A 26,560-nucleotide genomic window follows, 5' to 3' on the forward strand; every position below is an offset into this window, starting at 1 on the left:
AGTCTGATCAAATCATAATGTTCTGAAGCACTGGTTAATGGTTCTAAACCAATACCCTTTATATGAACTATACATATGGAAGGGACAAGGGGACCTTGCCCGCCCTGCATGATTTAATTCCTGTAATTTATGCCTGATTGCGGCTTTAACGAATTCTTGGCAAGCAGGATGCAAAATCAATGCGATATAGGGAAAGGGGTGCTGCTATTTACTGGTTGAATGCAAAGCCATGCAGCATGATTTCCGGGAACAGGTTTTAGATAATAGGGGATTGGCGCCATGCAGGTATCCGCAAAGCGGACCGGAAACTGGCTGAAAATCAGCAAGGGGATTGCTGTGATCGGTATGGTTTCATGGGTGTCGGCCTGTGCGCCGCTGCTGGATCAGGACTTCTGGGACGAGGCAACGTCATTTGCCGATGACAATTACACAGCACTTGGCTTGCAGCAGCTTGCAACAGGGGACTATGCCTCAGCCGAGAAGCTTTTTAACGAAGCATTGCGTAAAAATCCGCAAGATGGCCATGCGATGCTTTGGCGCTCGGTCCTGTATCAAAATACCAATCGGCCTGATCGTGCCCGCGATGGATATGATACGCTGATTGCCATGAACCCGCCGGGCACGGTTCTGATGTCGACGGCATCTGGAACCCAGCCCCGTCCGCTACGTGATGCTGCTGAATTCAACCTGAACCGTTTGCAACGCGGTCTTCCGGGATCACTTAGCATTAATGATCAGATTGCAACCGGTCCATCAGGGCTCGGAACCGGAAGTGGTTCTGCAATCGCTACCCCCATGATGACCAATACCCAGTCTGCAATGACCGGTGCACCAACCAAGGCCATGGATATTCCCGCAGGGGCGGCTTTGTCTGGCGGGGACGAGGCAGTTGCGAAACGCTTTTCAATCCTGCGAGACCTGCAATCTACCGGGTTGATCACGCCGGAAGAATATTCGGCACGCCGCTCCGCCAACCTTGGCGCGCTTCTGCCAATGAGCCAGCCTGCACCCTCGGCGTTCCTGAATAACCCGCCGCCAGATGGTTCACAGGTCGAGCAACGCCTTAATCAGTTGAACCGTGCCTTGCAGATCGGGGCGATCACGGTGCAGGAACATGTGGCCGAACGGACTGCAATTCTTGATGCATTGCTGCCCGCACAGCCGCGCCAGCGCGCGGTGCCACCACCGGCGCCACAGGGCCTTATGGATGCTGCCCGTCAGATTGCGCGTCTTGAAGATTTGCAAGGCATGAAGCTGGTGACGCCAGATGAATTCAAGCGTGAACGCGATGCGATTGAAGCCGCGATTGTCGAACCGGCCAAGGGAACGGCAATGACGCTCAATGCCGGGGAACCGGTCCGCAAGGTCGCAACCGGCGAAAGCCGTCCGGTGCAGGCAGGTGAAGAAATGGTGTCGGATGCTGCACAACCGGCGATGGCAAGCGGCAGTAAATCGGTTCATCTGGCATCCTACCGGAATGAAGGGCAGGCAGAGCGCGGCTGGCAGATACTTGCGAGCCGCTATGGACAGCTCGCCCCCCTGCAGCATGGTGTGACCAGGGCCAACATTCCGGGCAAGGGTACCTATTATCGACTGATGGCAACGGGGCTAAGCGACAGTGCGGCAAAATCGCTTTGTGCGGATTTGAAGCGTCGCGGCCAGTTCTGCGAGGTCAAGTAGCAGTCAGGGTTTTAAGCCCTATATAAAGATCAGAATAACGCCGGTGGGGATGAAGAATGACCACCGGCGTTATCGTTTTCGGTGTCATTCTGACAGGGAAATTTCCAGAAAGATGATCTTTGTCTTTAGTGATTTTGGTGTGATCGGTCCCTATAGCGGAACCATGCGCTCGGTTGTAATGCGCAACGCACCTGATATTGCCATATGTGATCTGATGCTTGATGCGCCGGATCGAAATCCCAGGGCATCAAGTTATCTTCTTGCCGCACTTGGTCGAGAATTCAAACCCGGTGATGTGGTTCTGGCGGTTGTTGATCCTGGGGTTGGCAGTACGCGCAAGGGGCTTGTGGTCACGGCAGACGGGGTGACCTATGTCGGACCGGATAACGGTTTGTTTGAAATGATCATTCGCCGGGCGGAAGACGTCACAGTGCGATGCATCGACTGGGAACCGGAAACACTTTCAGCAAGTTTTCATGGCAGGGATATTTTTGGCCCGGTGGCGGCAATGGTTGCAACCGGGCAGGATTTTGCCAGCCATGTCTTGCCATCAGATCAGCGATATGACGACGCACAAGACTGGCCCGATGCGCTGGCCGAGGTCATTTATATCGACACATACGGCAATCTGATGACCGGTCTTCCGGCGCAAAATAGTGAGATTAAACTGCGCATTGGTGATCGCATGGTTACGGCCGCGCGTACATTTTCCGATGTGCCCTTGGGGGAACCATTTCATTACTGTAATTCGATCGGTCTTTGTGAAATCGCAGTCAATTGCGGACGGGCCGATCAGGTTTTTGAAGCACAGATCGGGATGCCGGTCAGCGTGCAATAGTCATGTTTCCACAATCCTTGATTGGTTTGTGGGAATAAAATGCTATCTTTCAAGGATGTTACAGAAGTGATCCGTATCGAACTGTCAACGGATGGACGGGGTCTATTGAATGTCGATTGAGGTTAAGTTCTGGGGAGTTCGTGGAAGCATTGCCTGTCCGTCACCCGATCATGTGGTGTATGGCGGCAATACGAGCTGCCTTGAAATGCGGATCGCGGGAAAGGTTCTGATCTTCGATGCCGGAACCGGCATTCGCAACCTTGGCAAGGATCTGATCCGCCGCAAGGTGACCGAAGCCACGATCTATCTGACCCATACCCATTGGGACCACATTAACGGGTTCCCGTTTTTTGTGCCGGCCTATAACCCGAAGGCGTCCTTCAGGGTGATGGCCGGGCATCTGACCGATCAGGGCGGCGTTGAACGCGTTTTCTCGGCCCAGATGGCAAATCCGACTTTCCCGGTGCCGCTTTCTGCCATGCAGTCTAAATTGACATTCGAGGATTTCGCCGTTGGTGATGACTTGCATCCGGGCGAGGGGATCGTGATTAAAACCGCCCCGCTGCGTCATCCCAACGGGGCGACAGCCTTTCGTGTCGAATATGGCGGGCAGGCTGTGTGCTTCGTAACCGATACCGAACATGAACCGGGAAAACCCGACGAGATCATTCTGGATTTCATTCGGGATGCCGATCTTGTGATTTATGACAGTACCTATACCGACGAGGAATTCCCGCAAAAGGTCGGGTGGGGGCATTCGACCTGGCAGGAAGGAATACGGTTGTGTCGAGCGGCAAATGCCAAGCGTCTGGCGCTATTCCACCATGACCCGGACCACAATGATGCCGATATGACTGTCATTGAGCAGCAGGCAAAAGCAATGTGGTCAGGCGCATTCGCCGCCCGTGACGAGATGGTGTTGCGGATCGAATAGGCGACATTGTGACGGGAATGAACAGGATGAAAAAAAACACCGCGCATAAAGCGCGGTGTTTTTGTGTCGACGGCTTAACGTTTACTGCCTTGCTGCATGTCGTTGACAATCTGGTCAACATCGACCGAGAAGCTTGCCTGTCGTGGCGGGTAATCTTTGAATGATGCAAAGAACTGGTTGACCACTCCGATTGCCGGGGCAAGGGTCCATGACCGGTTTTCCTGCCATTCATCAAAGCCGCGTGCTTCGTGGAATCTCTCGAACGGATCAAGTTTCAGGTTGGTGATCAGCGGGCTTGTCAGATTGTTGGCAACGCCGTTGAACCATTTGTCCTGATCTGTAAACAGGAACTTCCAGTCGCCATAGCGCAGACCGTGGAATTTGGTTTCGGTGAAATAGAAAAATTCCTTGCGCTTGGTTGGGCCGGCTTGGGTGATCAGGTCAGTCTGGTCGTAACCGTCAAGATGAACACGGTATTTCTGATCGCCAATCTTGTATCCGTCGAGAAGCTTTTCCTTCAGATCCTTGTCGCCAAGTTGCGACATGATCGTCGGCACCCAGTCTTCCATTGTCATGAATTCGCCAGTGGTGGTACCGGCCGGAATTGTACCTGGCCATTTGACCGCCATCGGCACGCGGAAGCCACCTTCGTAACCGCCAACACCTTTTTCACCGCGGAATGGCTGGTTGCCGCCATCCGGCCAGCTGTTTGATGCCGCACCATTATCGGTCGAGAACATCACCATCGTGTTGTCCGCAATGCCAAGTTCATCAAGAAGATCAAGGAGTTCTCCGACATCGTCATCCAATTCCTTCATGCCATCTGCATAAAGGCCATATCCGGTGACGCCATCATAATCCTTGCTTAGATTGGTGCGGTAATGCATCCGGGTGGTGTTGTGCCAAACGAAAAACGGCTTGTCTTCGGCAACTGCGTCGCGAATGAACCGCTTGGATTCTTCAAGAACTTCCTGATCAAGCGTACGTTGCCGTTCGCTTCCGAAATTTCCCAAATCTTCAATGGTCTGGGATCCGTCTTCCTGATGAAGAGAATGGATGATACCGCGCTGGGCAATCTGTTCGGCAACTTTGGTGCCTGTCGGGTAATCATATTGTTCGACATATTCACCAGCATTCAGATGATAAAGAATGCCATAGAACTCGTCGAAGCCGTGGTTGGTTGGCAGATGTTCGTCACGGTCGCCAAGATGGTTTTTCCCAAACTGCCCGTTTCGATAGCCCTGCGCACGCAACATTTCGGCAAGGGTCGGGTCTTCGGATTGCAAACCGATGTCAGAGCCGGGGATGCCAACGGTACTTAGGCCAACGCGCATCGGGTACTGACCTGTAAGAAAGGCTGCACGTCCCGCGGTACAGGAAGCCTGGGCATAGTGATCCATGAACAACATGCCATCATTGGCTATCCGGTCGATATTGGGGGTGCTGCCACCCATCATGCCACGGTGATAGGCGCTGATATTCCACATGCCGACATCATCGCCCCAGATGACCAGAATGTTCGGCTTTTCTGATTTTGGCGCATCCTGGGCCTGAGCGCATAACGGTGCGATCAGCGCTAGGGCTGTCCAGAGTACTAGGCGTTTGCTCATGAGATCACCTGTCCATTCGTTGGTTGCGCATTCGCGGCCTCACAACTGCCTGGTTACAGCCTAGAACGTATGCTGTGGCGATGTGACGAGCTTATTAGGTAGGGAGTGATTTTGCCCGAGCACGGATCCCGCGATGAAACTGATACACCTCAAAAGTGTATTGTTCGACCACCGGATGGGCAAGTTTAATTATTATAAACCCGAAGTTTGGTATCAGAAGACGCGTGAGTATTTCGGGAAAACACGGATCTCGATGCGGCGGTTTGCCTCACGATTTTCTGCGATAGGGTTGCCGGAATCATCGCGGTTTGGAAGTTTGGGTTTGGTGTCGCCATAGGAAATGGCGCGCATCCGTTTCTGATCGGGATCAACGCCAAGGGCAGAAAAGAACCGAACCACTGCAATTGAACGTCCCGCCGCCAATTCCCAGTTTGACGGAAAACGCGGGGAACTGATCGGGGTATCATCGGTATGCCCGGTCACTTCAATCTGGAAACCCAGATAGCGCGGTTCCTTAAGCAGGTCGGCAACATCCTTGAGAAACAGGACAGCATCCTTGGTCAGGTTGGCTGAACCCGGCTGGAAGAACGAGCCGCTGCCCATTTCCATCAGAATGCCTTCATCATCCGTCGAAACATTGACCGCACTGTCCATCGCCATGTTGAAGACGACGTCTTTGAGATCGGTTTCCAGAACCTGTGTCGGGCGGACAATATCGCGTTTGCCGATTTGCTCAGCAATACCGGCTTGCACCTTTTCAAAGACCGGCAACTCAACCTTGGAAAAGCTGACCAGCATGACAAAGAAGGCCATCAGAAGCGTGATGGCATCGGCGTATGTGGCAAGCCAGTCTTCGTTGACTTCTTCTTCTTCGACCTTGGGGATTTCCCGTCCGCGCCGTGCCATGATGGTGTTCCCTACTTCGCAGATTTGTCGATATTGAAGTGGATCGCAGGATCGAGGAATGAATTCATCCGGTCCTGAATGGCGCGGGGTCCCTTGCGATCGGCCAGCATGATCAGGCCTTCGGCTATCAGGTAATTGCGAAACCGCATGATTTCTTCACGTTGCTGGATCTTGCTTGCAGCAGGCATGAAAAAGAACCGGGCCGCAACAATACCATAAAGGGTCGTGATCAGTGCAATCGCAAGACCGGCCCCGAGCGACGTCGGATCATCTGCCATTTTGTCGAGCATGATCACCAGACCAACCAGCGTTCCGATCATCCCGAATGCCGGGGCCGCAGCCGCCATGCTTTTGAGGATCGAAACCGGCACAAGGTTGCGGTTAAAGGCATTATCGATGGCGTTGTGAAGCATTTCGGCCACTTCATCACCATTATAACCGGTAATGATCACTTCCATCGCCCAGCCAAGAAACGGCTCGTCCTTGCCCACACGCTCTGCTTCCTGTTCCAGGGCATTGATGCCCTTTTTCTGCAGCAGATAGCCCCATTTGACGACGCGGCCGACTTCGCCAGTCAATTGTCCACGGCCCATTTGCGGGGCACGGAAAATCTTGAAAATCAGTTTTAATGCAAGCAGTACATAGCGCGCCTCATAGGCAATAAAGGTCGCGGCAAGCGTGCCGCCAACCACCATCAGTGCGCTCGAAAGGCTCAAGAATACAAGATAGTTATCGGTCGAAATAAAGATCGACCCGACAAACAATCCCAAACCAACCATAATGCCTAATATCGTCGTAAACGACATTGTTCCCACAATCCCCCGGTGTCGTCATGGTCGGGCTTTTTACATGAAATCACCCAGCTTTATAATTAATCTATTAGTTTTTACGTAAGAATAGGACCCCAAAAGCTTGAAGTCTGGTTAATGCTACGCCCGGTAAAGCAAAAAAGCAGGGGTTATACCGGTGGTTGATGCAGGCTGATGTCCGGATTTCATCTGAATGCAGGGAACGCTGATCTTGTCGATAACGCTTGTCTACTACCTGGCTCGTTCGGGTAAATAGTCTCCCTGAGGGGTATTACCCATAAAATGAAGTTGGCAATTTGTCTGTCCCGAAACAAGCAAGGCGGGCATTCAAATGAAAAAAGCCTGCTACAAGCAGTAGCAGGCTTTTTTGGGTAGCTGTTTCAAATGGAAACTGCAAATCACGTCGTTCGGATATCGACAAGGAACCGGTCAACTTCAGAACGCAGGTTATCCGACAAGGTTCCAAGTTCGCGGGCAACATCAAGAACCAGATGGGCTGCCTGATCCGTATCGGCAACCGTGTTGCTGACGCGTTCGATGTTGCTGCTGACTTCCTGGGTGCCAATTGCCGCCTGTTCGACATTCTGGGCGATTTCATCAGTGGCTTCGGCCTGTTCGCCAACAGCGGTGGAAATGGTGTTGGCCATCTCGGTGATGCGTGAAATCACCGCAGAGATATCGCCAATCGATGTGACGGTTTTACCTGTTTCTTCCTGAATGGCGGTGATCTGTTCGGCGATCTCGTTGGTGGCGCGTGCGGTCTGGTTGGCAAGGTTTTTGACCTCGGCTGCGACCACGGCAAACCCTTTGCCGGCTTCACCGGCACGGGCGGCCTCAATTGTCGCGTTCAGAGCCAAAAGGTTGGTTTGTCCGGCGATATCGCTGATCAGGGCGACAATTTCGCCAATCCGGTTTGCAACTTCGGACAGGCCCTGAACGGTTTCCGACGATTGCTCGGCTTCTCGTGATGCTTCGGCGGCAACCTGTGTGGATTGCTGAGCCTGTTCGCCAATGCGCGAAATAGATTCAGACAAATGATCGGCGGCATCGGCAACGGTGCGGACATTGACCGTCGCCTGTTCGGATGCGGCGGCAACCGTGGTTGCGCTTTTGCTTGCCCGGTCAGCGGATTCAACCAGCCCGCTTGCGGTTGACTGCATCTTTTGGGCTGAACTTGAAACGGCACTGACGATCTTGGCGATCACGCCCTCGAAGTTGCCGATGTGACGTTCCAGGCTTTTCATCCGTTCGTCCCGGCGATGCGATTCTGCCTGTTGTTCTGCTTCCATCTGCTTTTTGGCAATGGCGTTGGTGCGGAAAATATCCACCGATTGTGCCATGCGCCCGATTTCGTCGTGACGGGTCAGGGCATTGATTTCGAAATCGGTATTGCCTTCGGCAAGGGCGGTCATGTCCCGTCCAAGGTCAGACAGGGGGGCTGTCACAATGCGCGTAAGCAAGACGCGCATGCCGATGATGGTCGCAAGGGCAATGGCCAGACCGCCAATCACGATGCCGATCAGGATATTGTTGGTTTTCTCACGTTCCGGGGCAACCGACAGGCTCGATGACAGGACGGCAATGACGTCACCTTTTTGTGCATCCATTGCGCCATGGCAACTAAAGCAGACTTCACGTTCCGCGCCCTTGGTTTCACCAAGGATAATCGGCATCGACATACGATAAGTGCCGTTTTCCGTATAGCGCCCGATAAGTTGGCCGGTTTCAATTGCTTCGATGTCGATCTCGTCACGCGGGGCCTTGATCGGTTTGTCGCCATATTCCTTCATATAGGCTTGCGTAGTGGGGCCCCAGGCGGACCATAGTTCCCCAGGATAATCACCATTACGGCTGTCAAACCAGTTGTTGAAAACCTGAATGCCGATGTCGTCGGCATCATCGGGACGGGCGGCCATAACATTGACAATCAGAGCATGAAGCGAGGTCAATTCATTCTCGCTCAGCTGTCGCAATTTGCTATCCATCGCTTTTTCTTCAACGATGGTCATCATCAACAGAGAAATAATGACAGTCGACGTAACACCGAATGCGGATGCCCACATAAAGCGCTTGCGAATACCCATGGCGTTGAAGGCAGACAGAATTTTCATGTTTCTTCCCCGGTGCGGTGACGGAAAGCAGCTTTTTGCATCAGCCGGTTTCGCGTTGTCCTGAATCGGTAAAACAATGCATGATCGTGAAAGTTGCGCCTTGATATGACTCAAGTCGATCTTCATATCGGGTCGTGTGTCTGATCTAGTTTACATTGTATCGGGGATTATCTTGCAACAAAACAGACAGTAGCGGGCTTGTTTCTGACCGGTGGAACGGGCATAACCACGCCAATGATGACATTTGAATGAAACAGGATTGCCTCATGGCGCTTTCATATAGTGAAACCCGCAAAAAGCTTGATCAGATCACAGCCGAAATGTTGGGGCTGATCCGAAAATATGATCTTGATGCTGCCAGTCCGTTTGATGTGATCGAGGTCGCGCGCACCAAGATCTCTGATCAGAACGACTATATCCGTTTCCTTGAGCTGTCGCTTGAAGGGCGGATTTATGGTGAATATGGTGATGCCCTGCAAAAGCAGATCGACGAAGAAGCCAAGGCACAACAGGCCAAACCGCTGAACTAGGTTTACCACTTGTCGCCTGCGTGAGATGAAATAACGGTTCGTTTTCAAACATGAAGACGAGCCGTTTTTCAATTCGGGCACCCTGTCACAAAATCTTCCTGATCTTGTCACCGTCGTGCAGTTGAGTGGCCATGAAGTTCGGACTATATGGCTGCTGTAAAAGATGCACCGAAAAAGGTGTGTTTCTTTCGCAAGACACAACCCGCGAAAGTCCAACGAGCAACAGGATGGCTGACATGAAAAAGAGTTATGTCCAAACTCTGATGGAAGTCGAAAAAGTATTCGGTCAGATCAATGACCATGATTTCCGCCTTTACCGTGCTGTCTGGGGCAATCGTCAGGCCGCCCAGACCGGTTTGCCGCGTGGCACGCGTGCTGAAATCAGCAAGAAACTTGCAAATGATTTTATCGCACTGGGTAATTCAAATCACCGCACCCATCTTCGGGTGTCAGCACCGCACGCTGCCTGAACGCATTCGCGCGTTCAGGGTTTCCGGGCATAGGACCCGATGAGACTTGCCAATCCGGCAGCTTTCAGGCATCAAGTGTCGCCGTATGTACAACGGGATTCTGATATTCAGGGACCTCGTTGATTGTTGCGAAAACCACCTGAAAGCTGGCCGGAGTATTCCATGTCGATTAAGTCGTTGATCCGTACCATTCCTGATTACCCGAAAAAGGGGATCATGTTCCGCGACATCACGACACTGTTCGAGGATGCTGACGGCCTGCGCGACGTCATTGACAGCTTTGCCGCCGAATTTCAGGACAAAAAGATCGACATGATCGCCGGGATCGAGGCACGCGGTTTTGTCATTGGTCCGGCTGTCGCACTTGCACTGGGTGTCGGATTTGTCACCATCCGCAAAAAGGGCAAACTGCCTGCGGAAACCATTGGTGTTGAATACGAACTTGAATATGGCTCTGACGTCATTGAAATCCATAAGGATGCAATCAAGCCGGGCAGCCGTGTTCTGGTCATGGATGATCTGATTGCGACGGGCGGCACTGCACTGGCGGCGATTGAACTGATTGAAAAGGTCGGGGCAGAAGTTGCTGCCTGTGCCTTTATCATTGATCTGCCTGACCTTGGCGGCGCAAAGAAAATCCGTGATCGCGGCGTCGAGGAATTCCATCTTGTCGAATTTGAAGGCGACTAAACATACGCCTTTGTGACGGATTTTCGAAATCCCTGCCTTTTCCCATTATCTTGATGTATAATGCATGAGTTGAATTAGGTTTCACTCATTGCCTTGATATGGCAGGAAAAGGAAATGCTTACACCGGTTCAGACAGCACAGACAGTCTCACAGGTCAGCCAGTATGGCCGACTTGCGGCGGCCGGTGCGCGCGGTGTATCGACAGTTGACCGCAGTACGCAGGTCGAAGAATCCTCGCAGCATTATACCTATAACCCTGATGATGACGGGATTTTGTTCAACGCCTATGTGGACGGCAAGAACAAGCGTCAGCCGGGGCAGGGCAATCCGGGTGAACAAAAAGACCAGCGCGCCGAACAGCGTCATCTTTCAGCAGCAAGGCGTTCCAGTGACCGCGAAGGGGCCGTTGATGCCGCCTCCGATCAGGACTTTGCGTCGATGCTGGACCCGTCAATTCCCTTTGATCTTTCCGCCAATAGCGGCACATCGTTCTATGCATTGGTCAATGCGGTGGCCCATGGTTATGGCATGCGTGGAACCCGGCTTGATGCATCAGTCTAGGCGGATCGTTTGACTTTGTGCCGATCTTTTCGAAATTTCCCAAATCTCTGTGCGGATGCTTGTTGGCATATGCCAATGGCCTTATGATGGCCGATATCTCCGTCAGACCATCGGGCCAAGCATGAAGAACAAGCCGGTTCTCAGTACAGTTTTCGAAGCTGCTTTCAGATTTATCGATCTCGCGCTGAACGATAACGAATATTTGCAGCCACAGAAATTGCATCGCCTTCTGTATCTGGCGCAGGCCTATTACGGGGCGAATTATCACGGCAATATGCTGATGCCCGCCATCTTCGTTGCCGAGGAATTCGGACCGGTCGAACCTAACCTTTATGCGGTGATGGAAGAAAGCCGTCCTGACGTACGTCTAAAGGCCATTGATCCCAAAACGTCCCATTTCCTTGAAAGCATCTGGTCGCAATTTGGCCATCACACGGTTGAACATCTTAGCATGACCGTGCGCAACCATCCGCCCTTTACCAAGGCCTATAAGGAAGGGATCGGAACGATCATTCCCTTTGATGAACTGGTTGAGTTCTATGCCTCTGTTCGCAAAACGGCGACGACCCCGGAGGCAAAGGAAGTCGTGCGCCCGCGTGTCATGCGCTCGCACAAGGGCAAACCGGTTGCGACCACCGACTGGCTTCCACGCCGCATCAAATAACTTGGAATTCTGTCTGGTTTATTGCCCGGCTGTCATATCAGCACAGGGATCCTTGCGCAGGATGTCGTTGGTAAACCACAGGAAATCAATATCGTTGGGATTCCCGAAACGCTCAGCATAGTCTTGCGGTTTTGGCGGATTGTCACTTGGATCATCCGCTTCGATCAGGCTGACGACGGCAATTTCATTCGGGGGCAGGTCAGGTTCAAACCGGGCAAGGTGCCAGGGAACGGCAATCGTGTTACGCACATGCATGGCACCGGCAATCAAAAACGCACCGTCAGATCCCTGTAAGGCAGTTGCATCGACCATTGCGCGGGCAAGTGACGCATCACGCGCAAACTGTGCTGTTGCGAACCCGTCGAGCATGCTTTCGGGCAGCGCATTGCAATGACTTTCTGCCATCTCGACGCGAAACCGGGTCAGGATATCCTCAGGCATTTCAGGCAGATCAAGCTTTGTCGCCAACTGATCGGGCAGGGCTGATACGCCATTCGAAATGAGTGGCCGCAAAAGATCGTCCGGCAGATTGCCTGCGATCATTTTCAGATCATTATCGCGGGCGACCTGGGCAATCGGGGCATAGTCATGCCATGACGGCCAGCCGCGCTCTTCCCAATCGAGTTCCTGCCCCAGATCAAGAACCGGCACGTCCTGCCACTTCTGATCAAGAGAAGCCTGTTGGTCGCGGGTAAACATTTCCCAGACCACAGCTCGGTGGCGCTGATCGGATTTGCTCAGTGCATCAATCAGGTGGGACTGATGATGGTGATGAACCGGATTGTCATGTTTCTCGCCGATCAGAACATATTTCCGATCTGACAGCCGACGCACCAGTTCGTCAAACATGATGTATTCACCAGCCAGAAGATCAAATATCAGACCGGGTGCCGGGGGCAGGGCATTGATATCTGTTTCGTGCTGATGTGGTTTGCCATTTGTATCGTGGGCGGCAAGCTGGCCGGGCGCGATAACCGTAAACAAACCCGATGCCACCGCCAACACGCACACATTGCGTCGCATTGTTGCTGTGTAAAACCTTTGAACAGGTTGTTGTGACATCGGGCAGGTATTCCAGTTTGAAAACGTTATGGCTTACTTGCTTAACCGCAAGGCCGTTTCCAGGTCGTTAACAAGATCTTCTGCATCTTCAATCCCGACCGACAAACGCAGCAAATCAACCGGAACCGGGCTGGTCGGACCTTCGACAGATGAACGATGCTCGATCAGGCTTTCAACACCGCCAAGCGATGTTGCACGCTTGAACAGTTTGCACTGGTTATGGAAATCGACCGCACGCTTTTCACCGCCTTTAACACGTAGCGAAAGCATCCCGCCAAATCCGCCGGTCATCTGTCTTTTCGCAACTTCGTGACCGGCATGGCTTTCAAGGCCGGGATACTGGACCTGCTCGATTTCCGGGTGGTTTTCGAAATGCTTGGCAATCGTCATGGCATTGGCCGATGCCCGTTCGACACGGATCGCAAGGGTACGCATCCCGCGCAACAGAAGCCACGTTTCAAATACGCCCAGAACCGCACCACCCGATGCATGCTGTTTGCAGACGCGCTGCCAGAATTCATTGTTCGATGCGGTGGTCAATGACCCGGCCAGAACGTCACTATGACCGTTAAGGTATTTGGTGGCTGAATGCATGACGATATCAGCACCAAAATCAATCGGGCGGGTCAGAAGCGGGGTGGCAACCGTATTGTCGACGACAACCTGTGCACCGGCCTTATGGGCCAGTTCGGCGACGGCGGCGATATCGGTAATCTGCCAATCCGGGTTTGCCGGGGTTTCAAGCCAGACAATCTTGGTTTTGCCGGCAACGATATGTTTGTCCCACTCGGCAATGTCGGCATTATCGACAAAGTCAAACGACAGACCCGCACGCACGCCACTTTCAAGCATGAAGCTGCGCAGCGCCCAATACATGACCTTGGGGGCGACAACATGATCGCCGGGGCTCAGCGCATGAATGATCGCAACTGCGGCAGCCATCCCCGATGCAAACAGACGGGTTTCAACGCCACCTTCAAGGGTATCCAATACCTCACAGGCCTGATCATAGGTCGGGTTATCCGCGCGCGTATAGCAACGCCCGTCATGATAGCTCAGATCGGTATTGCGCTCGAACGTGGTCGATGGATAAAGCGGCGGTGTTACAGATTTGGTTGCGGCATCGACCCAGCCCAGTGCCTGGGCGGTAATGGTGGCTGGTTTCTGTTTTTTTGCATGATCAGACATGGTGGCTACCTGATTTGGTTGAGATTTATTGGCGCGCAACATAACTTGGTTCGCGCCACACACCAAACTGTAATCCTGTTTAGGGTCCCCACATGACGAAATACCCCGAAATCGAACTGCCCAAGGAATGTGACGTCGTTGTTATTGGCGGCGGAATTCATGGCGCGTCCAGTGCCTATTACCTGACCAAGGCGGGCATGAAAGTCGTCCTTCTGGAAAAGGATACGATTGCATCCCATCAGTCGGGCCGGGCATGGGGCTTTGTGCGTCAACAGGGACGCGATCCGGTTGAACTGCCATTGATGATCGAATGCAACCGCATCTGGCAGGGGCTTGAAAAGGAACTGGATACCGATCTTGAATGGCGTCAGGGCGGGGTTCTGTTTGTCGCGCGCGATGACGCGGAAATGGCGGACTACGAACAGTGGATCGAAGATGCCAAGGGATTTGAAATCGAAACCCAGGTGCTGTCCCCCAAAGGGGTCGAGAAAATCACGCCCGGTATCACCACTCCGGGAGTTGGGGGCATTTACACCCCATCCGACGGGCAGGCCGAACCCAAAAAGGCCGCACCGGCAATTGCCAAACGCGCCAGTGAAATGGGGGCCGTGATTGCCGAAGGATGCGGTGCGCTTTCGATTGAAACAACGGCTGGGGCGATCAGTTCGGTCGTGTCGGAAAAGGGTGAGATCAAATGCAAATATGTGATCTGTGCCGCAGGTGCCGCCACCCATAAATTCGTTGCCAAATTTGGCCGCAGGCTTCCGCAGCAAACCACGCGTGGTACGGTGATCAGAACAACGCCGGTTCCTGATATTTCTGCGGCCGGAACGCTTGCCGCCGGTCTGGCATTTCGTCAGCGCACCGACGGTTCGATGAATATTGCCGACGAATTCATGACCGATATTGACCTGACACTGGGGCGCTTCAAATATGCCAAGGCGTTTGCACCGGGGCTTTTTGATAACTGGGCGACCTTCAAGTTTCACTTTAACAAGCGGTTCTTTGACGATCTCGTCGACCGGATGCCGGGATCAGAGGCATCGAAACAACCGATGATCGGACGCCGCACCAATCAGGCGGAGCCCTATAAGGTCCGCGTCAGCAACGCGATGGCCAATCTGCAAAAGGTCTTTCCGCAGATCAAGCAGGTCGGCATTGTCGATAAATGGGCCGGTGACATTGATGTCACGCCGGATGCGGTACCGGTGATTGATCAGTTCGACAACCCGAAACACTTCTTTGTCGCCACCGGTTTCTCGGGCCACGGATTTGCCATGGGGCCGGTCGTTGGCAAGGTCTTGGCCGACTGGATCACCACCGGTCAGCCATCCATCACCCTTGCCGGTATGGAACTGTCGCGCTTTGAAGATGGTTCGGTCCGTCGTCCGCGCACACGCGTTTGATTTTCAGGACCAGATGGTTATGCCGGGGCCACTGTTTTGGCGGCTTGTGGTGTGGTTGTCTGGTCTTTTGCCATTCTACCCTCAAAAAACCGGGTCGCGCCAATCGGCGGGGCGATGAAATCATCATCCCCAAGTCCGGCACGTTTAAGCGCGGATGCCAGTCGGACGGGCGGCTCATCAACCGGTTCAGCGGTCAGAACAAATGTGCCCCAGTGAATGGCAAGGGCCTTCTTGACGCCCATGACTTGCATGATCTGAACCGCTTCTTCGGGATTGCAGTGTGAATTGCGCATGAAATCGCGCGGGTCATAGGCCCCGATCGGGATCAGGCCAAAGTCAATACCACCATGGATTTCGCCCATCTCGGTATAAAGGGCTTCGTTCCAGCCGGTATCGCCAACAAAATAGAACCGGTAGCCATCCCCGAATTCAAGGATATAACCACCCCAAAGCATTTCCTTGCGGTCCTTGGTGGTGCGGCTTGACCAATGGTTGGACGGGACATGGGTGATTTTGACATCGCCATGCAGGATCGTGTCATCCCAATCCATTTCGCTATACCTATCTGGCGTCACGCCCGCCTTTTCAAGCAAGGCGCCGTTTTTAAGCGGCAGGATATAGCGTGGCGCATTGCCAAGTGCGGTCAGGCTGGCGACATCGAAATGGTCATAGTGATTGTGTGACAGCAATACCAGATCAAGTTCAGGCAGCTGATCAATGCTTAAACCCGGCTGGCTGTATCGTTTTGGACCAACCCGTTTAAAAGGCGATGCCCGATCTGAAAAGACCGGATCGGTTAGAATATTAAGCCCGCCATACTGGACCAGAACCGTGGCATGACCGACCCATGTGACCTGCAGACGCGCCGGGTCGGGGTTTTGAATGGCGTCGTGGTCGGGGGCTTCGGTCGGGATTTTGCCGATCTGGTGCTTTGCCTTGGGCCAATTGTCATTGCCAAGGAACCGCCGCCGCAAGAACCGCCAGAAAGATCGTTTGACCGGATCTGGCAGGGGATGACGGTTTTCAAAACCGGTTTCGGTATGGTGATCGGGCTTGGTTCTGATTTGCACGTGGCTGTCCTGACGCAAAATGGCCTGACGAAAAATGGAAGACACATGATCTTTGCGGCATGTGCAGGTGACCATAAGGTAAACGTCAATCAGACCATTGCAAGTGAAAGGCCGGAACGAGGGGCGCACGTTCCGGCCTTCCGGTTTGGTCTGCACATGCGGATATACAGACCAATGCTTCCGCATCCACCGGGAAAGCGCTGCGGAAGCAGGGGGCTTGTTGGTTATTCGATCACGGTGGCGTAGGTTTCAAGCGCCGGGCTTTCCTTGATCAGGCCCTGTTTGACCATGTAATCGGCAAAACGGGCATAGCGTGCCTTGTCCAATGCCGCCGGACGCAGGGCAAAGCGCGGCAGGGTATCTGCCCATGCCTTGATATTGAGTTCATCATCAAGGTTCGGATAGGCCGCGATAAAGGCCTTCCAGCTGTCATCGGGATGGTTGATCAGATATTGCACGCCTTCTTCGAGGGCGGCCAGCATCCGGGCAAAGCGCGGATCATCGATCTTGTCGTTTCGCACGGTCAGGATCAGCTCGTCATAGGGCGGAACGCCTTCTTCCTCGACATAAAATGCCTTGCCCGGTTTACCTTCGATTTCCATCTGGTTGAGTTCGAAATTGCGATAGCCGCCAATAATGGCATCGACCTGACCGGAATAAAGCGAAGGCGACAGCGAGAAGTTCACATTGATCAGCTCGACATCATCCATCGATACTCCATGATTGCCCAGCATGGTGCCAAGCAACGCATCTTCAAACCCGGCCAGAGAATAGCCGATTTTCTTGCCCTTAAGATCGGCAATCTCCTTGATCGGACCGTCTTTCAGGACGATCAGGCTGTTAAGCGGGGTGGCGACCAGCGTGCCGATACGCGTTAACGGCAATCCTTCGGCGGCCTGAACATGAAGCTGGGGCTGATAGTTAACGGCAACATCGCCCTGACCGGCAGCGACAAGGCGCGGCGGGGCTGACGGGTCGCTTGGTTCGATCAGCTCAACATCAAGGTCATGCTTGGCAAAGAAGCCCTTTTCCTTGGCGACGATCAGCGGTGCGTGATCGGGGTTCACGAACCAGTCAAGAAGAATGACCAGCTTGTCTGCGGCAAAGGCGGTTGAAGACGTTCCAAGAACAATTGCGCCCAGTGCGGTCGCGGTGATCATGGATTTAAGGCGTGACATGGATGAACCTCCGTAAGATGCGCCAGATTATAAGTGTGAGGATTTAAACCGCAGCCAATCTGGCGGCGGGGAATTGTATTACCGGGCCGGTTTCAGGCTGTCGGGCTGCCAGGGCAGGGCGGCGCGCAGGATGCGATCAACAATGAAATATTGCGTGATCGAAAAAGCGCACAGGATCAGAAGACAGGCAAAAACCATATCAATCTGCACCCGGGCATTGGCATGCAGCATCAGATAGCCAAGCCCGTGGCTGGACCCCACCCATTCACCAATCACCGCGCCAATCGGGGCGACGGCGGTGGCGACCCGGAACCCCGACGCAAAGGCCGGAAGGGCCGCTGGCAAACGGATATGGGTCAAAAGCCGCCAGCGACTTGCCCCCATGGTGCGTGCCAGATCAAGCCATCCGGTTTCGGTGCGTGCCAGCCCGTCAAAGAAGGCCACGGTGACCGGGAAGAAAATGATCAACGCGGCCATGGCGATTTTGGATGCCAGGCCAAAGCCAAGCCAAAGGACGAGAAGCGGGGCAAGCGCAAAGAATGGAATGGCCTGGGACACCAGAAGGATCGGCATCAACCAGAACCGTACCGGTGAAAACAATGCCATCGGAATGGCCGCCAGCGTGCCAAGAGCTGCCCCGGCAAACAGGCCGATCACGGTTTCCGCAATCGTATAGCGGGCGTGATCAAACAGAACGTCATGCCGGGAAATCAGGGTGTTCCAGACATCTGCCGGGGGCGGCAGCATGTATTTCGGCGCACCGGTCATAATGACCAGCACCTGCCATGTGGCAATCAGGGCAACAACAATAATCACCGGTCGCGCAAGTTTGAGCCAGCGACGTTCTGACAGCGGGATTGATTTTGCATTGGTATGAGGATTGTTTTGACTGCTCATGATGCGATCTCCGCACCCAGTTGACGCAGCAATTCGGCCTGCTTTGCCAGAATGTCGGGATCAGCAATCTCGCGCGGGCTTTGGCCGCTTGGCGTGATGGCGTCCTGAAGGGTCGCCGGGGTACCTGAAAGGACGTGAACATTATCGCCAAGCCGCAACGCTTCGAGCGGATCATGGGTCACAAGCAGAACCGTCTTGCCGCGCAGTACCCGTGCGGCCAGTTCCTGCAAACGCAGGCGGTTGACCGGATCAAGGGCGGAAAACGGTTCATCCATCAGGACAACCGGACGATCTTCCATCAGGGTACGGGCAAGGGCTGCGCGCTGTTTCATCCCGCCCGAAAGTTTTGCCGGACGCAGATGTGCGGCATCCGTCAGGCCAACTTGTGCAATGAGTTGTTCGGCGCGCTTATGATCTGGCCGCTCGCCACGAAGGACCGCGCCCAGTTCGACATTCTCGCGCACGGTGCGCCAGGGCAAAAGCAGGTCCTGCTGCGCCATATAGGCAACGCGGTTCTTAAGGATTTGGCCGTCCGAACAGGTGATATTGCCGCTAACATCGCCTTCGACCAGACCGGCGAGGTAGCGCAAAAGCGTGCTTTTGCCAACGCCGCTTGGGCCAAGCAAACAGGTAAAGCTTCCGGCCTTAAGGGTCAGGTCAAGGTCATGGAAAATATCCGCGCTGCCAAAGGCCACACGGGCACCGGACAGGTGAACATCAAATCTGGTTGGATTTTGCGTCCCGACGGACGTTTGTTCTGTGTTGCGCATTCGATCCTTCCTACGCCGGTCTTAACCGGTTCAGGTTCAAAGGGTCGTTCGGCAACACCGAACCTCTCAGCCAATTCACGATCGGCCCCCCCGGAGATGACGGGACTATGCGCAGACAAATTGCTCCCGTCAAGGTTTGTGACAATTTGTGTCTTTAATCCCGATCTCAATTCACCAGTGCGGGGCATCGCGACGCAGTGATCCGGCCGGGTGCGCCCAATGATGCCTAACGCCCTTGATATTTGCAGGAAAGGCAATGCGATGAGCCGGTCCCCAGCTGGTGTTTTCAATGGTTTTGTCAAGATCATTCGGTTGTTCATCCCGGATGATACCGTCAAGCGTGGTGCGCGCAGATTGGCACAGCAGATGTGCTGTTTGCGCCAGTGAATGGCGGGCAGTCGTGATTGTACCACTGCTCTGGCGCTTGATCAGGGCGTGCACCGCACCGGCAGCCATAAGATACCCTGTGGCGTGATCAAGGGCCTGAACCGGAAGCGGTAAAGGTTTGGATGCCTTTGCGTGCTTCATGCCCCAGTCGGCGATGCCACAGCTCATCTGGACAAGGCTGTCAAAACCGCGACGTTGCGCCCAGGGTCCGGTCCAGCCATAAGCGCAGAGCGTAACGTCAATCAATGCCGGGTTGATCGAACGAAGGGTCTTGCCGTCATAGCCAAGTCCGGACAGGGCATCGGGGCGATAGCCATGCAACAGGATATCGGCATCCGAGATAAGGTCTTCAAACCGTTTGCGGTCTTCAGGTGTATGCAGATCAAGTCCTGCGCAGCGTTTGCCAAGGGTAACTTCAGGAATGACGGCACCTTCGTTCCAGCCCGGCGGATCAATGCGCAGAACATCTGCACCGAACGCCGCAAGAAAGCGGCCGGCAACCGGCCCGGCGAGGACACGGGTCAGGTCAAGGACACGAACACCAGCAAGCGGACGTGCCGGATCAACTGATTTGGCCGGTATCGAAACATTTCCATGGTCGAGCCAGTCGATCAGTGGTTCGGCGCGAACGGCGTGACCTTGCGGGTGGTTCTCCCAATCCGCAATACCGCGCATGGTTGCAGCACAGCCATTTGCCGCAACAATTTCAGTTTCAAGATCATCTGCCGACCACCCGCGAACGGCTGGCGAAAGGCTGTCGCGCGTTTCATGGTGCCCCAAAACAGACAAAGCCGCCTTGCGGTGATGCGGGGCATTGGTGTGCAGCCGGATCCAGCCATCGCTGGTTTCATAGTCGCCCGCCAGCGGATCCCATGTGCCGGGCAAGGTCCAGCCTTGCGGGCGGATGGTCATGTCAAACCACCTGGATGCCAATCTGCGATCAATCTGAACCGGTGCATCCGATCCGTGATGAAGCCCGCGCCAGTGTGCAATCATTGCGGTTGCCATCCCGATGGACGCACAGGCAAGATCGGTCACAGCAAAGAAGGATGGCAGGCTTTCAGTCCCGGTGACTTCGAAATTCGGCGTGGTTGCCAGTCCAAGCGCATCGGCAATCTGGTCATTGAAGCAGTCAAGCATGGGGCAGTTCCTTTTTGCAAACAAAACGGCGCGTCAGGAAAGCATCATGCGGGACTGGACAAATCGTCAATCTTGATCAAGATAATCAATATGAAAAATTCTGATGACGGATCATTTTGTACCCTTGCGGCACATGAAGTCTGTGCGCAGGTCGGGATATCGCGCGATACGCTTTATGCCTATGTCAGTCGCGGGATCGTTCGTGCCATTGCCCATCCCGGCGATGCCCGCAAAAGCCTGTATGACCGGCGTGACGTTGCCAAGCTTCACGACCGCAAAAGACGTGGCCGTTCACGGCAATCCGTCGCGGCATCGACCATCGATTGGGGGGAGCCGATCCTTGTGTCGGACATCACCCGCATTGCCGACGGGCAGTTTTATTATCGCGGCCGAAATGCAGTGACGCTTGCGCAAGCCATGACACTTGAAGAGGCCGCCAACCTTCTTGCCGGTCTACGATGCGACCCGGCCCTGAATGCGGCGGCGGATTTCATTCCCGCTGACCACGCATTGCCGTTCCAGCGCATGGTGGCAATGATGGCGGATCTGATGACAGGTGCAGGGCAAGGTGACGGGCGACCGGCCGCTGCAAAGATCATGCGTCTCGCTGCATTGGCTGCCGCCGGACAGCCCGACGATGGTCAAAGCCCGATCCATTTGGTGCTGGCCAAGGCATGGTCGAAACGTGATGACGCTGCAGAACTGTTGCGACTGTCTCTGGTTTTGTGTGCCGATCATGAACTTAATGCGTCAGCCTATGCCGTGCGGGTGGCTGCGTCGGCAGGGGCGACGTTGCCCGCGTCATTGATGGCAGGTCTTTCAACCCTTTCAGGGGCGCGACATGGCGGCCTGACACCCAGATGCCGGGCATGGATGGATCAGGTCGAAAAGGAAACGGGGATCAAGGGGTATTATGAAATCAGGCAGGTGCCACCGGGATTTGGGCATCCCCTATATCCCGATGGTGATCCGCGCACACGTGCGATCATGGAAGCTTGCGGGCAAACAGGCGACGCATTCTGGGCACGGATTGCACGCGAAGTTGCTGACAGAACAGGCCAGTATCCCAGTCTGGATTTCGGTCTGGCCCTGATTGAGCGTGAACTTGATCTGCCGAAGGGGGCTGGACTTGGCATCTTTGCTGTCGGGCGCATGGCAGGCTGGATTGCACATCTGTTTGAACAACGCAAAAGCGGCAAGATCATCCGTCCGCGCGCGAGTACTTCCTGAACACACAATCAGCTCTTGCCCATTCATAACGCCGGTTCTGTAATATCAAGCGTTTTGCGGACCGCGTGGGCAAGCTCGATATTCGTATAGGGTTTGCTGATCAGGGGATAGATCGGTTTGTCGTCGGGGCGTTCCTGTAACACATCGGCGGTAAAGCCCGAACAGGTCAGCACCGCAAGGCCCGGGCGCATTTCACAGGCCCTGTCACTAAGTTCAATGCCGTTCATCCCGCCAGGCATGATCACATCGGTAAACAGAATGTCGATTTCGGGATGTTTTTCGATCTGTTCAAGGGCCTCTTTGCCGCTATGGGCCAAAATGGTCCTGTAACCATATTCGTTCAGGACTATGGACGCGATTTCGGCCAGTTCCTGTTCGTCATCAACGATCAGAATCGTTTCCGTACCATGCACAGGTTCGGTGTCGTCCCTGCGCTGATTGCCAGTCTCGGTTTGGCTTGCCTCGTCGGCGACGGGCAGATAGATGCGGAATGTGGTTCCGATACCAAGTTCGGAATAGACCGAAATATATCCGCCCGAACGTTTGACAAAGCCATACACCATTGCAAGACCAAGCCCGGTACCTTTGCCGCGTTCCTTGGTGGTAAAGAAGGGTTGAAAAATCTGATCGCCGATCTCGGGGGGCATGCCAGCGCCATTGTCACTGACGTCAAGTTCTACATATGTGCCGGGGGGAATACGCTGAACGATGTTGCTGCTCAGCTCATCAATCCGGGTCAGTTTGGTCTTGATGGTCAGTCGCCCGCCATCTGGCATGGCATCGCGTGCATTGACGGCAAGATTGATAATGGCATCTTCGAAATCCCCCTGGTTAATGCGAACCGGGGGAATGTTTTCCGTCAGGCTGAGCGTAAAGGCGATGCTTGATGTTATTGATTTTCCAACAAGTTCTTTAAGGTCGCCCAGAACGTCATTGAGGATGACTGCGGCGTTTTCCTCGGGGGCCTGACGGGAAAAATTCAGCAATCTGCGCGTCAGGGTCGCGCCGCGATCAGCTGCGGTCAGTGCCTTTCCGATAAACTTGGTGACGGGTGATGTCTCGTCAATCTGACGGCGGGCAAGATCAAGATTGCCGATGATGATACCGAGCAAATTGTTGAAGTCATGGGCGACACCACCGGTAAGCTGGCCGATGGCCTCCATCTTTTGTGATCGGCGCAATTGTCGTTCAAGTGCGTGTTCAGCTGTCAGGTCCGTGATGGATGCGATGAAGTGGCGGCGGCCCTGAACATTCATCTCGGCAATACCGAGATTCATCGGGAAGATCGCCTCATTCTTGCGCTTGCCCTTGACCTCGCGGCCGATGCCGATGATCTGGGCATTACCCGTACCAAGGTAATTTTTGATATAGCGGTCATGACTTGCATGGTCCGGGTTGGGCATCAGGATTGAGACATTCTGTCCCAGTACTTCTTCGGCGGCATAGCCAAAGATCTTCTCGGCTTCGGGATTGAACCCTTCGATCGTGCCTTTTTCATCGGCAAAGATGATGCCAACCGTGACACTTTCAAATGCCACGCGAAACCGTTCGCGGCTTTCGATCAGATCAGTGATGTCGCGGCCCGTGCCGCGATAGCCCCGAAAAATTCCGTAATCGTCAAACACCGGGATGCCGGAAATCGAGATGGTTCTGATCGCATCATCGGCCATGGTGATGCGATATTGAAAGTCCTTGAAAGGACGGCGTTCATCAAGTGCTTGATAGTGGTCGTGCCATTTGGGCGTATTTGCCGGTTCCGCTGTGAATTCGTCACGCCGCTTGCCGATCAGTGCGTCAAGGTCAATATTGACGTTTCCAATGTGCTGTATACTGGTTTGACTTATGCGATGTTGCGGATCGGTTTCCCAGACCCAGTCAGACGCAGTAACGGTAAAGTCGCGGAATTTTTTCTCGCTATCGCGCAGTTCACGCTCTTTGCGTTTCAGCTCGGTGATATCGGTGCGGACGCCAACGATGCCACCATCCTGAGTGCGACGTTCCGAGATCAGGATCCAGCGATCTCCAACCTGTTCTTCCAGCTTGCTGTTGTCTTTGTGATGCTCTGCCATACGATCGGCAAGCCAGATTTCCTCGACATCAAATGCATCTGGAAATGTCCCGCGTGCCAGTCCGATACGCAGAATTTCTTCAAATTTGGCACCGGGTTTGAGCGCATCTGCGTGGTTTCGATAAATCTGGCGATAGACATCATTGCAAATCACCAGCCGATCTTGGGCATCAAACAGGGCAAAACCCTCGCTGATTGAGTTCAGCGCCTGTTCAAGCATGTCTTGCGCTCTGTGCGTTTCCTCCAGAGCTTTTTGCAAATGTTTTTGCGTATAAAGGAACCGGTTGATGACATAGGTCACCTGGGAATGGGTAAAGGCAGTGGCGAGACCAATGGCGGCGATGCCAATGATAATCAGGGCAATACTGGTTGAAACAAAGGGTTCAAGCAACTTGTCTTTGGGGATGCCAACCACCACAGCAACACCCAGATTTTGTGCCGGGGCATAGGCAGTCAGAACGTCATGATCATGGCTGTCGGTGACCCAGCTTGTACCGGCATATCCCGACAGTGCCGCAAGCATCGGCTCGGCATATGGATCGGTGATGCTGATCAGGGCAGGGTGGTCATCTTTTTCGGCCTTGCGTTCCTGATGCACCAGAATTCGAATTTGATCGCCTTCACGCCGGACAATGAACAGTTCCCCGGATGCATCCAGTGATGAAAGGTTGTTAAAGGCAGAATGTATTTGCGAAAGGATGGCGTTGAATGCCGGGTCCTTGTCATTTCCCGGTTCATCAGGTCTGTTGTCGGCGGCAACCGCATTGATCAGTTCTGCATTGATAACCGCAAGACGCAGGAAAGCATGACGCTGATCTTCAAGGATTTCCTTGTACAACACAAAAAGCGCGCCCCCGCCAATGACAAAGGCCACCACAATCAAGGGCGCGAGTATCTTGGCAAGAAGGACGGGGCGTTTCATGTCGGGATCACCAATATTGTGACAAGGCGTTGGGTGTAACGTCTGAAGCCGGGCTGCTCAGGACAGATAAAGATGTTCGATTTCCCAGGCCGAGACCGGGTGGGACATGTGAAATCCCTGACCGATTTCGCAACCGAGTTCCCGGAGCAAATCGAATGTTTCCTGATCTTCAATGCCTTCGGCGACAACATGCATATTCAGGCCATGCGCAAGGGAAATGGACATTTGTGCGACCGTGCGGCATTCCGTATCCTTAAGCATCTGGCGGACAAAGGATTGGTCGATCTTGAGTTCGTTAAAGGGAATCCGTACGAGATGTTGCATGGACGAGTAACCGGTACCAAAATCGTCAATCGACAGGTTGAACCGTTTCATCCGCAGCCGTGTCAGGATGTCCATGTAAAGACTGGCATTTTCCATCAGCGCTGTTTCTGTCAGTTCGATCACGATCTTTTCCGGATCGATTTCAAGCGCAGTTGTCATCGCATCAAGTTTTTCGGGCATATTAAGATCAACAACCGTGGTCGGCGAGACATTGATCGACATTGTGATGTCGGCGTGATCCCATTTCGCCATCTGTGCAAGGGCCTGTTCGAGAACCTGCTCGGTCAGCTGGTTAATCAACCCCGATTGTTCAGCAAGCGGGATAAAAAGTCCGGGATGAAGCAGGCCAAGGGTCGGGTGCTGCCAGCGTAGAAGAGCCTCGACACCAACGATCTTGCCGGTCGCAATGCTGAATTGCGGCTGATAGACCAGAAAGAATTCCTGACTGGCAATACCGCGCCGAAGGCTGCTTTCGGTTGGTGCAATGCTTGGCGGTTCGTCGGTCTTGGGCTGTGGCATATTGAATTTGCCCAGCAGTTCTTCCAGCTGATCAATCGTAAAGGGTTTTTCCAGAACGCCGAGAACTTCGATATTGCGTTCGGTTGCCAGTTCGGAGGCGGCATGAAGGATCGATTTGTCCTTGCCGCTCATCAGGATCAGGGATGCGTCTGATCTGTTTTCATGCAGGAAACGGATGATTTCGATACCGTCGAGCTTGGGCATGAACAGATCAAGAATAATGACGTCAAAGGCCGTGGAATAGGTTCGAACAAAATCGTCCGTGTCGGAAACGGCCACGGCATTGTTGCCAAGCGCGCTTATGGCATCGGCAACGAATTCACCCATATCGGCTTCGTCATCGATGATCAGGACATTTAACGGACGTGCTTTTGAGGTGATCACAGGCGCTTCTCTTCATATCGGTGGCGGGGCCCGGCGCGGGGCACTTTGTATGAGAATCATACTAGTTGTTTGTATAGGTTCTGATATCCCCATATGGGGATGCGTTGCCCGGTGTCATCCCGCGAATGACATCGGGATCGAGTGCGCGCTCAGAAATCGACACAGGTAAAGAGGGGCCACGCAGTTCGCCGGTTTGGCAGAAGCAAAACGGG

23 protein-coding genes and 1 riboswitch are annotated in these 26,560 nt (G+C 53.8%); of the genes, 10 read left to right on the forward strand and 13 right to left on the reverse strand.

What is annotated here, in order from left to right:
* Positions 1 to 279 precede the first annotated feature (279 nt).
* From TH30_RS08090 to TH30_RS08100, 3 genes are all read left to right on the forward strand, one after another.
* Complete coding sequence (locus TH30_RS08090; RefSeq protein WP_114097583.1) at positions 280 to 1,680, forward strand: SPOR domain-containing protein; 1,401 nt, start codon at positions 280 to 282, stop codon at positions 1,678 to 1,680.
* A 112-nt stretch (positions 1,681 to 1,792) separates the two neighbouring features.
* The gene (locus TH30_RS08095) at positions 1,793 to 2,518 is read left to right on the forward strand and encodes an SAM hydrolase/SAM-dependent halogenase family protein (protein ID WP_114097584.1); all 726 of its coding nucleotides are present in this window, start codon (positions 1,793 to 1,795) and stop codon (positions 2,516 to 2,518) included.
* 109 nt (positions 2,519 to 2,627) lie between these two features.
* Positions 2,628 to 3,452: an MBL fold metallo-hydrolase gene (locus TH30_RS08100; RefSeq protein WP_114097585.1), complete on the forward strand. Its 825-nt coding sequence runs from the start codon at positions 2,628 to 2,630 to the stop codon at positions 3,450 to 3,452.
* A gap of 74 nt (positions 3,453 to 3,526) precedes the next feature.
* Here TH30_RS08100 and TH30_RS08105 read toward each other — a convergent pair whose 3' ends face one another.
* The 4 genes from TH30_RS08105 to TH30_RS08120 all read right to left on the reverse strand — a co-directional run bounded on the left by TH30_RS08105 (position 3,527) and on the right by TH30_RS08120 (position 8,888).
* Entirely contained in the window at positions 3,527 to 5,062 is a 1,536-nt protein-coding gene (locus TH30_RS08105) for an arylsulfatase (protein ID WP_114097586.1), read from the reverse strand.
* Positions 5,063 to 5,275: 213 nt separating this feature from the next.
* The gene (locus tag TH30_RS08110; RefSeq protein WP_114097587.1) at positions 5,276 to 5,968 is read right to left on the reverse strand and encodes an OmpA/MotB family protein; all 693 of its coding nucleotides are present in this window, start codon (positions 5,966 to 5,968) and stop codon (positions 5,276 to 5,278) included.
* Between the two features lie 11 nt (positions 5,969 to 5,979).
* A complete protein-coding gene (locus TH30_RS08115; protein ID WP_114097588.1) occupies positions 5,980 to 6,774 on the reverse strand; it encodes a motility protein A in 795 nt (264 codons plus the stop codon).
* 401 nt (positions 6,775 to 7,175) lie between these two features.
* A complete protein-coding gene (locus tag TH30_RS08120) occupies positions 7,176 to 8,888 on the reverse strand; it encodes a methyl-accepting chemotaxis protein (RefSeq protein WP_114097766.1) in 1,713 nt (570 codons plus the stop codon).
* 266 nt (positions 8,889 to 9,154) lie between these two features.
* Between TH30_RS08120 and TH30_RS08125 the strand changes: the two genes are divergently transcribed.
* The 5 genes from TH30_RS08125 (at position 9,155) to TH30_RS08145 (ending at position 11,803) form a co-directional block, all read left to right on the forward strand.
* Positions 9,155 to 9,418 (forward strand): hypothetical protein, encoded by a 264-nt coding sequence (locus tag TH30_RS08125; RefSeq protein WP_114097589.1) that lies wholly within the window; start codon positions 9,155 to 9,157, stop codon positions 9,416 to 9,418.
* A gap of 236 nt (positions 9,419 to 9,654) precedes the next feature.
* Positions 9,655 to 9,888 (forward strand): hypothetical protein, encoded by a 234-nt coding sequence (locus tag TH30_RS08130; RefSeq protein ID WP_114097767.1) that lies wholly within the window; start codon positions 9,655 to 9,657, stop codon positions 9,886 to 9,888.
* 162 nt (positions 9,889 to 10,050) lie between these two features.
* On the forward strand, positions 10,051 to 10,578 hold the full coding sequence (locus tag TH30_RS08135) for an adenine phosphoribosyltransferase (protein ID WP_114097590.1): 528 nt from the start codon (positions 10,051 to 10,053) through the stop codon (positions 10,576 to 10,578).
* Between the two features lie 114 nt (positions 10,579 to 10,692).
* Positions 10,693 to 11,139: a hypothetical protein gene (locus TH30_RS08140; RefSeq protein WP_114097591.1), complete on the forward strand. Its 447-nt coding sequence runs from the start codon at positions 10,693 to 10,695 to the stop codon at positions 11,137 to 11,139.
* 121 nt (positions 11,140 to 11,260) lie between these two features.
* A complete protein-coding gene (locus tag TH30_RS08145) occupies positions 11,261 to 11,803 on the forward strand; it encodes a Panacea domain-containing protein (protein WP_114097768.1) in 543 nt (180 codons plus the stop codon).
* Between the two features lie 18 nt (positions 11,804 to 11,821).
* On the opposite strand, the gene TH30_RS08150 is transcribed toward TH30_RS08145, so the two are convergent.
* Together TH30_RS08150 and TH30_RS08155 are read right to left on the reverse strand one after the other, a co-directional pair.
* Entirely contained in the window at positions 11,822 to 12,865 is a 1,044-nt protein-coding gene (locus TH30_RS08150; protein ID WP_114097592.1) for a ChaN family lipoprotein, read from the reverse strand.
* Positions 12,866 to 12,898: 33 nt separating this feature from the next.
* Complete coding sequence (locus TH30_RS08155; protein WP_114097769.1) at positions 12,899 to 14,053, reverse strand: trans-sulfuration enzyme family protein; 1,155 nt, start codon at positions 14,051 to 14,053, stop codon at positions 12,899 to 12,901.
* A 92-nt stretch (positions 14,054 to 14,145) separates the two neighbouring features.
* On the opposite strand from TH30_RS08155, the gene TH30_RS08160 reads away from it, so the two are divergent.
* Positions 14,146 to 15,459 (forward strand): NAD(P)/FAD-dependent oxidoreductase, encoded by a 1,314-nt coding sequence (locus TH30_RS08160; RefSeq protein WP_114097593.1) that lies wholly within the window; start codon positions 14,146 to 14,148, stop codon positions 15,457 to 15,459.
* A 17-nt stretch (positions 15,460 to 15,476) separates the two neighbouring features.
* On the opposite strand, the gene TH30_RS08165 is transcribed toward TH30_RS08160, so the two are convergent.
* The 5 genes from TH30_RS08165 to TH30_RS08185 all read right to left on the reverse strand — a co-directional run bounded on the left by TH30_RS08165 (position 15,477) and on the right by TH30_RS08185 (position 20,901).
* Positions 15,477 to 16,574: an MBL fold metallo-hydrolase gene (locus TH30_RS08165; RefSeq protein ID WP_258548653.1), complete on the reverse strand. Its 1,098-nt coding sequence runs from the start codon at positions 16,572 to 16,574 to the stop codon at positions 15,477 to 15,479.
* Positions 16,575 to 16,753: 179 nt separating this feature from the next.
* Complete coding sequence (locus TH30_RS08170) at positions 16,754 to 17,707, reverse strand: ABC transporter substrate-binding protein (protein ID WP_114097595.1); 954 nt, start codon at positions 17,705 to 17,707, stop codon at positions 16,754 to 16,756.
* Between the two features lie 78 nt (positions 17,708 to 17,785).
* Complete coding sequence (locus TH30_RS08175; protein ID WP_114097596.1) at positions 17,786 to 18,604, reverse strand: ABC transporter permease; 819 nt, start codon at positions 18,602 to 18,604, stop codon at positions 17,786 to 17,788.
* On the reverse strand, positions 18,601 to 19,374 hold the full coding sequence (locus TH30_RS08180) for an ABC transporter ATP-binding protein (RefSeq protein WP_114097770.1): 774 nt from the start codon (positions 19,372 to 19,374) through the stop codon (positions 18,601 to 18,603). The genes TH30_RS08175 and TH30_RS08180 overlap by 4 nt, the downstream gene beginning before the upstream one ends.
* A riboswitch (TPP riboswitch) is annotated at positions 19,365 to 19,476 on the reverse strand. It overlaps the preceding gene by 10 nt.
* A gap of 69 nt (positions 19,477 to 19,545) precedes the next feature.
* Positions 19,546 to 20,901 (reverse strand): CoA transferase, encoded by a 1,356-nt coding sequence (locus tag TH30_RS08185; RefSeq protein ID WP_114097597.1) that lies wholly within the window; start codon positions 20,899 to 20,901, stop codon positions 19,546 to 19,548.
* Positions 20,902 to 20,991: 90 nt separating this feature from the next.
* Here TH30_RS08185 and TH30_RS08190 point away from each other — a divergent pair, with 90 nt between their 5' ends.
* A complete protein-coding gene (locus tag TH30_RS08190; protein ID WP_114097598.1) occupies positions 20,992 to 22,131 on the forward strand; it encodes a citrate/2-methylcitrate synthase in 1,140 nt (379 codons plus the stop codon).
* Positions 22,132 to 22,154: 23 nt separating this feature from the next.
* Here the strand turns inward: TH30_RS08190 and TH30_RS08195 are convergent, their stop codons facing one another.
* Positions 22,155 to 25,121: a PAS domain S-box protein gene (locus tag TH30_RS08195; protein WP_114097599.1), complete on the reverse strand. Its 2,967-nt coding sequence runs from the start codon at positions 25,119 to 25,121 to the stop codon at positions 22,155 to 22,157.
* Positions 25,122 to 25,178: 57 nt separating this feature from the next.
* Positions 25,179 to 26,348 (reverse strand): GGDEF/EAL domain-containing response regulator, encoded by a 1,170-nt coding sequence (locus TH30_RS08200; protein WP_114097600.1) that lies wholly within the window; start codon positions 26,346 to 26,348, stop codon positions 25,179 to 25,181.
* Between the last annotated feature and the right edge of the window lie 212 nt (positions 26,349 to 26,560).

This window comes from Thalassospira profundimaris, assembly GCF_003326795.1.
Classification (GTDB): Bacteria; Pseudomonadota; Alphaproteobacteria; order Rhodospirillales; family Thalassospiraceae; genus Thalassospira; species Thalassospira profundimaris_C.